The sequence below is a fragment of the Pectobacterium carotovorum genome, assembly GCF_900129615.1.
GTDB classification, from domain to species: Bacteria; Pseudomonadota; Gammaproteobacteria; order Enterobacterales; family Enterobacteriaceae; genus Pectobacterium; species Pectobacterium carotovorum.
The window spans coordinates 72,562-84,099 of record NZ_FQWI01000003.1 but is presented as its reverse complement, the minus strand read 5'-3'; the positions used below and the strand labels follow the sequence as shown (position 1 = coordinate 84,099).

Below are 11,538 nucleotides of genomic sequence, written 5' to 3'. Positions count from 1 at the left end.
TTATGTTGATTCTCAAAATAAGTCGGCCCCACAAATAAACAGGCCGCCCTATTGGCGGCCTGTTTCATACGATGCATAGCACAGACTCTTAGAACAGTGCGCCGGGCGGCACGTCTTTATAGGTATTCAGGTAAGCCGCCAGCATTTTTTTAAAGAAGTTACGCACTTTTTTCACCTTGGTTTTACTTAACTTATTGTTTAACTAAGCGATGGAATGACTTTTTAGCGATGACTTGTCTTAATGGCGCAGTGCCCCGCTTTATGGGGATGAATTGTACACGCTTGTTGAGAAAAAGCACATTTTTTGTGACGTAAGTCACACAATGAAATTCACCGATACTTTCCCCAGTCCGCACTTACCCACGATTATTTTCTTTTGTTGCGAATCATTACCATCAGCGACCAATACGCCGCTGGCTATGCTATGCTCATGATGAAAGACGAAATTTTAGTCACTGTCCGTTATTAATTGAGCGCCATTCACTGTCGGTTAGCACACTTTTTCACGCGCAGTCACCACGGTTTCGCCATTGGTTATTCGCTGATGAAGGCCCATTCCTACCCCCATGGAAACCTGGAAACTTAACCTCTTCTCTGCCTGGCTGGGATGTTTTTTCACCGGGCTGGCCATGAGCCAGATATTACCTTTCTTGCCGCTGTACATTGAGCAGCTTGGCGTTCACTCGCACGAGTCGCTGAGTCTGTGGTCCGGTTTGATCTTCAGTTCGTCTTTTCTCATCTCAGCCGCCGTTGCGCCACTGTGGGGAAGCCTCGCCGATCGTAAAGGGCGAAAGCTCATGCTGCTGCGCGCAGCACTCGGCATGGCGATCGTGATGTCATTGCAGGGGCTGGCGACCAACGTATGGCAACTGTTCATCCTGCGGTCACTCATGGGGCTGACCTCCGGGTACATTCCCAACGCGATGGCGCTGATTGCCTCACAGGTTCCGCGTGAAAAAAGCGGCTGGGCACTAGGTATGCTATCGACCGGGCAGATTGCTGGCGTTATTCTCGGCCCCTTATTCGGCGGCTTTATGGCCGACTATATCGGGCTACGCATCGTCTTTTTCATCACCGGTGGCCTGTTGTTTATCAGCTTCCTGATCACGCTTTTCGCGATCAAAGAGAGCGTGGTTAAGGTCACCAAAGAGAACCGGCTCAGCGGAAAAGCCGTCTTCGCTTCGCTGCCGTATCCGGCGCTCATCATCTGCCTGTTCATTACGACGATGATGATCCAGATGGCGAACGGCTCCATCAGCCCGATCCTGACGCTGTTCATCCGCGATCTGGCTCCCGGCACGGACAACATTGCCTTTATCAGCGGCGTGATTGCGGCCATTCCCGGCGTGTCCGCCCTGTTATCCGCACCGCGACTTGGCCGTTTAGGTGACCGAATCGGCGCACATCGCATCCTGATCGCCGCACTGGCGATCAGCGTGCTGCTGTTCCTGGTCATGGCGATGGTACAAAGCCCTACACAGCTCGGCATACTGCGCTTTCTGCTGGGCTTTGCCGATGGCGCACTGATGCCAACCGTGCAGGCACTGTTGGTCAAATACAGCAGTCAGCAGGTGACGGGCCGTATCTTCGGCTATAACCAGTCATTCATGTATCTGGGCAATGTCCTCGGGCCGCTGGTGGGTTCCGGCGTCTCCGCCCTGATGGGCTTCCGCTGGGTATTCGTCATCACCGCCTGTCTGGTGCTGTGCAACACGATCCAACTCTTTTTCGCCTTCAGGAAACCGCGCGGAAAAGGATAACGCTCCAGCTAAAAGACAATTCTCCGGCCAGTGATTCAACTGGCCATTCATTTTTCTCAGTTAGCGCCCACCACATGTGCCCTCCCCTTTCTCAGGGTATTCCCCCCTTTGTTATAAATGATGTAAAAACATCAAAAAAACTTATTTTTTGACAAAAAATTACCACCAATACGTATCAACATGAAAAATTAATCACATAAATGTAAAAAAAATTAAACAAACCCTACCTATATTGGCTGCTTTGTTTCGGCGCCACGCGAATTGCCCTGTTCAGAAATGCAGACATTCGCGCCTGTAGGGAAGTGAGTAATGAGAAACTGGAACGAACCAAAGAAGCAAAAAGCCCACATCGATTTGGTTCCCATGATCGATGTGATGATGTTCCTACTGGTCTTCTTTGTGCTGATCAGCATGAACGTCATTCCCGCGCTAGGTCTGAAAACGCAGCTCCCCGCCGCAGGCAGCGCACAACAACTTAAGCCGCAGAAAAAAGCGATCATCACGCTTGGCGCACAGGATCATCTTGAGCTGGACGGACAGCCGATGGCACTGAGCGATCTCGTGACGACGCTGCAACAGCAGCAGCAAGACCAGCAAACCACCATCATTATCAACAGCGATAAAAGCGTCGAGGTTGAGCGTCTGGTAGCCGTCATGGATACCCTGCGTCAGGGTGGGTTCTCGTCCATTTCTATCGCTACCCGGAAATTGTGACATGTATCAGCTCTATCGCTCACGCCACGCCATCAGTTGGTTGCCGCTGCCGGTGTTTGCCACCTGCCTGTTCTTCGCCAGCCAACAGCCGCCGCTGAAAGTTCAGCAGCACTACGACGAAACGGTCATGGCGATCACGCTGGCTGAACCGGAGCCGATTCCCCAGCCCGAACCGCTCCCAGAGCCAGAACCGGAACCTGTGCCACAACCTGAACCGGAGCCGGAGCCGGAGCCGGAGCCGATTCCGGTTAATGAACCCGATCCGATTATAGAAGCACCGCCGGTTACTCCCCCTAAGCCGGAAGTGAAGCCGAAGCCTAAACCCGAGGTTAAGCCCAAGGCGGAAACCAAACCTAAACCGACGCCCACACCCGCCAAGCTGACTACGCCACGCCCGGAAGCCCCGGCCAAGCGCCCAACACCGGCAGCCCCTTCCGCACCGTCGGTGAATGTCGCCACGCTGGAAAACAGCTATGCGCAGGCGCTGCGCGCGCAGCTTGAACAAACCAAACGCTACCCGACCGGGCGACAGGCATCGCTTGAGCGTCCCGAAGGTCGCGTTGAAGTCTGGCTGGAAGTCGATCGCACAGGACGAGTTATCGATTCAGGCATCAGCAACAAAGCACGCAGCATGCTGCTTAACCGGGCGGCGCAAGCCAGCTTACAGAGCATCAAACAGGTTCGGGCCTTCCCCGCCGATGCCTTTGCAGGACAAAGCACAAAACGCTTTTTAGCCACGTTCGATTATCAGGCGCAGTAGCGTTTCGCACCTGAGCAAGAGAGTGAATCAGCAAAAATAACGTCAACAACATGTTGGTAAACAACTTACTGATAATACTAGGATTGTGAAATGAAACCGTTCAAACTTTCTGGGGTATGTTTGTCCGTCGTCGGCGCATTACTGGCAGGCTCCGCGCTGGCGGAGGAGGCGACAGATGTCGGCACGATCAACGTACAGGGACAACCGCTCGGCGCAGGATTAATGGTTCAGGAAGACAGCGCCAAATCGCGCTCGACCGTGACAAAAGACGCGCTGGATAAGATGCCCGCCGCAGGCAACGCCATTGATAAACTAAAATACACTGCGGGCCTGAACGTCAGCAGCAACGACGCCAGCGGCTTAAGCGGCGTCAGCTATACCATGCGCGGCATGAGTGCGGATCAGGTCGGCCTGTCATCAGACGGCATTCCCGTCAATGATTCCGGCGACTACGCCGTGTATCCGAACGGAATGGGCGACCCGGAAAACCTGGAGCAGATCTTCGTTACCCAAGGTTCATCAGAAATGGATGGCCCGCACATCGGTGCCAGCGGCGGCAACATCGGGCTGGTTTCCCACCGTCCGGCGAAAGAATTTGGCGGCTTCGTTAAGCAGACGTTCGGCAGCAACAACCTCAGCAAGACCTTTGCACGTCTGGAAACCGGCAAACACAACGGCTTCAGCAGTTGGCTTTCTTATTCGTATACCGATTCCGACAAATGGCGCGGTGCAGGCTATTCCCGCGCCGATAAAGTCGAGTGGAACGGCCTGTATGAACATGAAAATGGCCACAGCAGCAGCCTGATTGTGAAATACAATCAGCAAGATACCATCAACTATTCGACGCTGAGCAAACAACAGTTCGAGCAAAACGGGCGTAAGATGGATTACGCCACAACCCCGGTTTACAACAGCCGTGGACAGATTTCCCAATACTACAAACTCAACCGCAATAACTTTGAAACGCTGAATGTCACGTTCACCCAGAAGTTGCAGCTGCGCGATAATCTGGCGCTGACGTTACAGCCCTACTATTTCTCGACGAACGGCGGCAGTTTTGGCAGTGGAAGCGCCAGCGTGTTATCCGCGACGTCGGACCGCGCAGGTAACTACGATCTCAGCAACCTGACCTCCAACACTTATTATCGCCCGTCGTGGACGGAAACCTGGCGACCGGGTATCACCACCAAGCTGAAATGGGATATTAGCGACGAGCATAGTCTGGATATCGGCTACTGGTTCGAGCGTGCCCGCCAGCGTCAAACACAGCCGTTCATTCCGATTAAGAGCGACGGCACTCCAGTTAACATCTCCGGCAAACCCGGCGATGCGAACCAGGTCACCGATGCGAACGGGAATGTGGTTCAAGGCCGTAACCAGTTTACCGTCACGCCAGCACATAAAATCTGGATTCAGGACACCTGGTTCTTCTCCCCAGAATGGACGTTCACCGGTGGTCTGGCCTATCAGCACGTAGAGCGTGACGGGACTAATCTCGGCAGCTTGTATAACGTCGCAGAGAAAAAGAACAAGAAATACCACGAGTTCCTGCCTAGCTTTAACGCGGCTTACCGCATCAATACCGAAAATCAGGTGTTCTATAACATCACGCGCAACATGCGTACCCCGCCCAACTACGTCTTGTATAACGTTGGCGATTCCATCAATACCAAGCCTGAGCTGAGCTGGAATCAGGAACTCGGCTGGCGCTTCCAGGATGAGGACATGCTGCTGAGCGCCTCGCTGTTCTTTATCCGCTTTACCGATCGCCAGATCTCCAGCCGTAACGCCGCCGGCGATTACGAAATGATCAACGCTGGGAAAGTGGAAAACAAAGGGCTGGAACTGGAGTGGAGCGGCAAACTACCGCATAACTTCAACTACTTCGCGGCTTATACCTATACCGATACCACACAGAAAAACAATCTTGCCACCGGTGGCAGCCAGCTCCCCACCACGGGCAAGCAGGTCGCCAACGCGCCGAAAAATATGCTCAACCTCGGGCTGGGCTATGACGACGGCCTCTACTACGCCGGTGTGAATAGCCGCTACGTCGGATCGTTCTACGGTGACATGACCAATGACGAGAAGATCGGCGGACGTACCGTTTTCGATCTCAGCGCCGGTGTCTATCTGCCAGTGGATAAGAAGATCGTGAAAAGCGCCACCTTACGCTTTGGCGTCAACAACCTGTTCGACAAAGAGTATCTCGACTCCGCGCGCTCAGTGAGCTTCAACTCACGATCGTATAACGGCGTATCGGCTGGCACACCGTTTTACAACGTCGGGGAAGAGCGCACCTTCAACGCCTCACTGGAAGCCACGTTCTAATCCAATAACGTAATACGCCAGCGCGGTTTCCCGCGCTGGCGTTCATCACCAACAACGCCCAACAAGGCAACAAAAGGATCAGGCCATGAACGCTGATATGCTGCACGAGATTATCTTCTACGTCATGTACGCCTCACTGGTGATCGCCCTGATGATCATCATCGAACGCAGTCTCTATTTTTCCTATACGCATCGGCAGGCCAAACGTCTGGAACGCGCCCTGACGGCAGATATTCGCCATATTCACGATCTGCCGGACGCACTGACTCAGCGCCCCAGCCTGCCTATCGCCGTCGTCACGCCAGTTCTGGCACAGTCGCATCAGGCAGAAAACCGCGATGCGCTTAACGACCTGATCGACGCACAGTATCTGCAAAGTAAGCCGCAGCTGTCGCGCGGATTGTGGGTTCTGGAAACCGTCGTCACCGCAGCACCGTTACTGGGGCTGCTAGGCACCATCATGGGGATCATAGAAACCTTCAAAGCGCTGTCCGCTGCGGGAATCTCCGACCCAAGCCAGGTTTCCGCCGGCATGGGAACCGCGCTGTACGCGACAGGGCTGGGCATCGCCATCGCGCTGGTTTGCCTGCTGGGGAACAATTTCCTGCAAAGCCGAATGGAACACATCAGCGAAATGCTGAAAGTCCTGCTGATTCGCGCCGGAATGCCGCATACTCGCCAACAGAAAGCGGGCTCTGCTGTGACGCACAGTGCCGTTACGGACAATGCCATGACAGACAAAGCGATAGCGGAGAAGCGCTATGCTTAATCGTTGTGGTTTCACCCATCCGGGGCAGCGCTGGAAGCATTGCATCAACACACTACTGACAGGAGGCGTATTGTTTATTGTGAGTGCGTCAGCTCATGCCGACACTAGCGGCTATAGCATTCCCGGCTATGAATTAGTGTATGACGCCCCGGTGGAAACCACGCTGACCGCCCCCGATTTACGCCCCAGCGACGCGGTGTGGATATCGCTGTTTGATAACGCACAGCACACCATTGAACTGGGCCAATTCTATGTCGCTAATCAGGCAGGAACACGCTTCGATAACGTCTTACAGCATCTGCGTGCAGCCGGAGAACGCGGCGTGCGAATCCGCCTGCTGCTTGAAGAAAAAGGGCTAAAGATTTCCACGCAGGACACGCTGGAACAGCTCAAAACGATTCCGAATCTGGAGCTGCGCGTGATTCCCTTTGAACGCCTGAGCGGCGGTATTGTGCACGCTAAATATCTTCTGGTTGATGGTAAACAAGCCTACATGGGGAGTCAGAATCTTGACTGGCGGGCGCTGGAACATATTCACGAAACGGGATTATTGATCGACGATCCCCGTGTGGTGACTCAGATTAGCGCCATTTTTGAACAAGACTGGCAGGCACAGGCGCGACTGACACACGGCGAAACCGTTGCGCCGCTGCCCGCAGCAACGCAACCCGCTGACCGTTCGGGCAACTATCTGGTTGCCAGCCCCAAAGCATTCAATCCCGCTGGCGTGATTGATTCCGAAGAAGAACTCCCTCGTTTGCTGGCCGAAGCCCAACAGCAGGTTCGCATTCAGGTGATGGATTACGTCCCGCTCTCTTATGGCCCGGATAAAACACGCCCGTACTACGCGGTTATTGATAACGCGATTCGCACCGCCGCCGCACGCGGCGTCCAGATCGAGCTGATGGTGTCCGAATGGAGCACCAAAATGCCGAACATCGCCTACCTGAAAAGTCTGGCCGTGCTACCCAACATCCAGATAAAAACGGTCTCGATACCGCAAGCCAGCAGCGGCTTCATTCCTTTTGCCCGCGTGATCCACAGTAAGATCATGACCATCGACGGCAAAAAAGCCTGGATAGGCACCAGCAACTGGAGCGGCGGCTATCTGGATAATTCGCGCAATCTGGAGATGGTGATTCAGAACCCAGCGATGGCACAGCGAGTGGACATGCTCTATACACAACTGTGGAACAGCGAGTACGCGCAGCCTTTGCGCATTGATTATGATTATCCGCGGCCCAATCCGGGCGGCATGAAAGATAAAGAGAAAGCACAGGAAAACACCGCTTCATCCACGACAGACGACACGGTCACCGCACCGTAGCCACTACCCGAATGACATTTGATGGGGAATAGCATGAAACACACGTTGTTAGCACTGCTGGTTGCCGGATTTCTGCCGTTCAGCGCGCAGGCCGAAGGAGAAAAAGTGACGCGCTATGTCGTTACCTTCCCGGCCAGCGATCATGTTGCGTATCAGGGCAAATTCGCCAAGAACTTCCCCAACGGTTTGCCTGTCGGCATTGGCTCCGGCCTCTATTTTACTGGCAAACAGGGCGACGACCTGATGTTCACCACCGTCACCGATCGCGGCCCGAATGCCGATGCGCCGCTGGTCGGTGAGAAAGAAGCCAAGATCTTCGCCAGCCCTGACTATGCACCGCTGATGATGGACATTCGGGTCAGCGCGAAAACTGCCGAGGCGATCAACGCCCGCCCGCTGCACGATGCAGAGGGTAAAATTACCGGCCTGCCACTGCCAGCAGACTTTATTGGCACCACCAATGAAGTGGCGCTGAACGACGCTCTGCAACCGCTCAGTACCAGCCAGCGTGGGCTGGACACCGAAGGCGTTACGCCGGATGGCAAAGGCGGCTTCTGGCTATGTGACGAATACGGCCCGTTCCTGATTCACGTTGATGCGAGCGGGAAGATCCTGCAAAAATTCGGGCCGACGCCTGCGGGCAATGAGCACTCGGTTGCCAGTGGCTTACCGAATATCATCAAATGGCGTCAGCCGAATCGGGGTTTTGAAGGGCTGACCCGCCTGCCGGACGGCACGATTGTCATGGCCGTGCAAAGCACGCTGGATATCGACGGCAAAAGCAAAAACAAAGCGCAGTTTACGCGTCTGGTGATGTTTAACCCGGAAACCAAAACCAGCCGCATGGTGGGCTACCCCATCAACATCGACAGCTATAAGAAAGCGAAGGATGCCAAGATCGGCGATATCGTGGCGCTGGATAATCAGCGCATTCTGCTGGTCGAGCAAGGCGCGGACAAAGACAAGCAGATGCAGAACCGCATCTATCTGGTCGATCTCAGCAAAGCGAGCGATCTGACACCGTTCGATGCCGATGGCAAATCGCCGGAATTTGACGATCTCGCCCAGTTGGAAAAACGCGGCATTACGCTGGCGCACAAGCAGGAGCTGGTGGATCTGCGTAAGCTTGGCTGGCAGCAGGAGAAAGTGGAAGGTCTGGCGCTGGTCGATAAGCAAACGCTCGCCGTCATTAACGACAACGACTTTGGTCTGCAATCCGTGCTGCAATCCCCAGTGAAAGCAAAAGATAAAGCGGACGACTATCAGGTTACTGCCGATGGAAAACTGACGCGAGATGGCAAGGCGGTCGAGACGACGTTAGCCATCAAACCGTTGGAGAAGCCAGAAGCCGATAATGAACTGTGGGTGATTACCCTGCCACAGCCGCTGAAATAGTCTTCTGTGAAATGGCTTCCACCGGAGACGGGGAAGCCACTATTCAACGCACTCAGGTTAGCGCGCTCAGGCGTGCTCGAACCAGTCGCTATTCTGTTGCGCAATCGGCGTGATTGAATAGATCATTTCCTGCAAATGCTCACGAATCGCTTTTTCTGCGGCATCGGGATCGCGTGCTTTCAGGGCGCTAAAAATCAGGTAGTGTTGCTGGATCAGGCTGAGCGGCGGTGAAACCTGGCTCAGGCTGAGAAAACGCACGCGGTCCATCGTCGCTTTAATCGACTCGATGGTTTCCCACGCCAGCGGACAGTTGGCAATCTGCGTCAGAAGCTGATGGAAGCTGTCGTCAAGGCTGAGAAACTCACGCACTTGCTCATTCTGCGCGGCCAGTTCCTGACGGCGTAAGTTGTGCTCCAGCGTCAACAGCTGTTCTTCCGTCACCATTTCTGCCGCCCGGCGCACAATCGCGCACTCCAGCGCCTGACGGATAAAGCGGGCATCCGCCACACGCTGCTCGGAGATCTTCATCACAAACGTGCCGCGCTGTGGCATAATTTGCACCAGTCCGGCCTCTGCCAGCTTGATAAAAGCCTCTCTGACTGGCTGGCGGGACACATCAAAACGCACGGAAATTTCTTTTTCAGACAGCAGTTTACCCGGCGGAATATTGCATTCCACAATGTCTTTGCGCAGTACGCGATAAATTTGCTGGTTTACTGGTTCGTTGTTGTTGATCTGAAAAGAGGTGTCCATGCCGCTGTGCTTACCCGAGAAATTTACCGCTTATGATACACGCTTAGCGCAGCGAGTGTCAGTGTTACAACGCCTGTCGTGGGTGGTGAGATCGGGAGACACAGGATAAGGCATTGTCGGCACTCGCCTCATCCTGTGTTGTTTTATGATTCACAGCTATCTAATGCGGTCACGCGACGGCCGCCGCCGTCGCGCTTTCATCCTACCAGTCGGTATCCTGCAATGTTCCCTTCACGCCCTTCGCTAACAGCGACAGGTAGTGCTGCGTCACCACATCGACAAAGACAGAATTCTTCGGTAAGTCCTCACCAAAAATCGCCGTCAGCGTCAGCAATGCCGCGACTCGGCTTTCGCCTTCCGAGCTGCATTGCACCGTTTCCGCGATCAAATCTTTCAGCGGATCGCTAATTTCAATCGGTTTTCCTTGCTCATCCACACCGCCGACATAGCGCATCCATCCCGCTACGCCGAGCGCCAACGCATCAAAACGGCTGCCGCGAGCCAGATGCCAGCGGATCGAATCCAGCATCCGCTGTGGCAGTTTTTGCGAACCATCCATCGCAATCTGCCAGGTACGGTGTTTTAACGCACGGTTGCGATAGCGATCCAACAGCGCATCCGCATAGGCGGCGAGATCGACCCCCTGTGTACGCAGCGTTGGAGCCTGTTCACGCAGCATCAGATGATGCGCCGCCGCGACCAGTTCGCTGTCCTGCATGCACTCGCTGATATGCTGATAGCCAGCCAGGTAGCCCAGATACGCCAGAAACGAGTGGCTGCCGTTCAGCATACGCAGCTTCATTTCCTCAAACGGCAGGACATCCTGTACCAGCTCCGCGCCCGCTTTTTCCCACGCAGGACGACCGTTGACGAAGTTATCTTCAACCACCCATTGGAAGAACGGTTCACAGGCGATACCCGCGGGATCGACGACACCTAGCTGTCCCTGAATCGTCTCCAGTGTTTCTCCGGTGATAGCTGGAACAATCCTGTCCACCATCGTGGACGGAAAGGTGACGTGCTGTTCAATCCAGCGCGCCAGTTCGACATCCTGCAACTCGGCCAGTTGCACAATCACATTGCGCGTGACGTGCCCATTTTCCGGCATATTGTCGCAGGACATCACGCTGAATGCCGGTAGCTGACGCTCCCGTCTGCGTTTGATGGCAGCCAGAATCACACCGGGCAGGGAGCGTGGTTCTGCAGGTAACCCCAGATCGTGGCAAATCAGCGGATGTTCACTATTCAACTGCCCCGTCGCCGGATGGTGGCAATAGCCTTTCTCCGTGACGGTAATCGACACAATGGCGATATCCGGCGCGCTTAGCGCTTCCAGTACAGCCTCGATACCTTCGACTTCCGCATGCAGCGCACAGGTTGCTACGCCAATGACTCGGCTATTCCAGCCGCTGTCCGCCATTTCGGACACCGACCACAGCAAATCCTGCTGGCGAATGGCTTCAATCTGCTGCTCGCCGCCAATCAGGTTGATTTCGCAATAGCCCCAGTCGCTACCGTGCTCCGCCGCCAGTTTATCGGCACAGACCGCCTGATGCGCCCGGTGGAATGCGCCAAAGCCAATATGCGCAATACGTGTTTTTAGCAGGCGTCGGTCGTAACGCGGCACCACAACCTGCGGTTTAAGAGTAGAAAATTCACTGATACTCATCGTTATCCCTGATAGGTGATTCAAAAAATATGTCTGCGCCCTAAATGATTCGAGTTGCAG

Annotated in this window: 10 protein-coding genes; 7 read left to right on the top strand and 3 right to left on the bottom strand. The window is 54.5% G+C overall.

Features of this window, described 5'->3' with window-relative positions; genetic code table 11:
- Positions 1–88: 88 nt before the first annotated feature.
- On the bottom strand, positions 89–166 hold the full coding sequence (gene azuC / locus BUB06_RS22455) for a stress response protein AzuC (protein WP_014914323.1): 78 nt from the start codon (positions 164–166) through the stop codon (positions 89–91).
- Between the two features lie 400 nt (positions 167–566).
- On the opposite strand from azuC, the gene BUB06_RS07440 reads away from it, so the two are divergent.
- The 7 genes from BUB06_RS07440 to BUB06_RS07410 all read left to right on the top strand — a co-directional run bounded on the left by BUB06_RS07440 (position 567) and on the right by BUB06_RS07410 (position 9,056).
- Positions 567–1,760 carry a multidrug efflux MFS transporter gene (locus tag BUB06_RS07440; protein ID WP_039472092.1) on the top strand — a complete coding sequence of 398 codons (1,194 nt, stop codon included), beginning with the start codon at positions 567–569 and terminating at the stop codon, positions 1,758–1,760.
- Positions 1,761–2,069: 309 nt separating this feature from the next.
- Positions 2,070–2,474 (top strand): ExbD/TolR family protein, encoded by a 405-nt coding sequence (locus BUB06_RS07435; RefSeq protein WP_010301909.1) that lies wholly within the window; start codon positions 2,070–2,072, stop codon positions 2,472–2,474.
- 1 nt (position 2,475) lies between these two features.
- Entirely contained in the window at positions 2,476–3,234 is a 759-nt protein-coding gene (locus BUB06_RS07430) for an energy transducer TonB (RefSeq protein ID WP_039472090.1), read from the top strand.
- A 90-nt stretch (positions 3,235–3,324) separates the two neighbouring features.
- A complete protein-coding gene (locus tag BUB06_RS07425; protein WP_039472088.1) occupies positions 3,325–5,565 on the top strand; it encodes a TonB-dependent receptor family protein in 2,241 nt (746 codons plus the stop codon).
- An 85-nt stretch (positions 5,566–5,650) separates the two neighbouring features.
- Positions 5,651–6,334: a MotA/TolQ/ExbB proton channel family protein gene (locus BUB06_RS07420; RefSeq protein WP_039472087.1), complete on the top strand. Its 684-nt coding sequence runs from the start codon at positions 5,651–5,653 to the stop codon at positions 6,332–6,334.
- On the top strand, positions 6,327–7,661 hold the full coding sequence (locus BUB06_RS07415) for a phospholipase D-like domain-containing protein (protein WP_048329155.1): 1,335 nt from the start codon (positions 6,327–6,329) through the stop codon (positions 7,659–7,661). The genes BUB06_RS07420 and BUB06_RS07415 overlap by 8 nt, the downstream gene beginning before the upstream one ends.
- A 33-nt stretch (positions 7,662–7,694) precedes the next feature.
- Positions 7,695–9,056 (top strand): esterase-like activity of phytase family protein, encoded by a 1,362-nt coding sequence (locus BUB06_RS07410; RefSeq protein WP_039472086.1) that lies wholly within the window; start codon positions 7,695–7,697, stop codon positions 9,054–9,056.
- A gap of 66 nt (positions 9,057–9,122) precedes the next feature.
- Here the strand turns inward: BUB06_RS07410 and BUB06_RS07405 are convergent, their stop codons facing one another.
- Both BUB06_RS07405 and BUB06_RS07400 read right to left on the bottom strand, forming a co-directional pair.
- On the bottom strand, positions 9,123–9,809 hold the full coding sequence (locus tag BUB06_RS07405) for a GntR family transcriptional regulator (RefSeq protein WP_039472085.1): 687 nt from the start codon (positions 9,807–9,809) through the stop codon (positions 9,123–9,125).
- Between the two features lie 202 nt (positions 9,810–10,011).
- Positions 10,012–11,478: a mannitol dehydrogenase family protein gene (locus BUB06_RS07400; protein WP_039472084.1), complete on the bottom strand. Its 1,467-nt coding sequence runs from the start codon at positions 11,476–11,478 to the stop codon at positions 10,012–10,014.
- Positions 11,479–11,538: the final 60 nt, after the last annotated feature.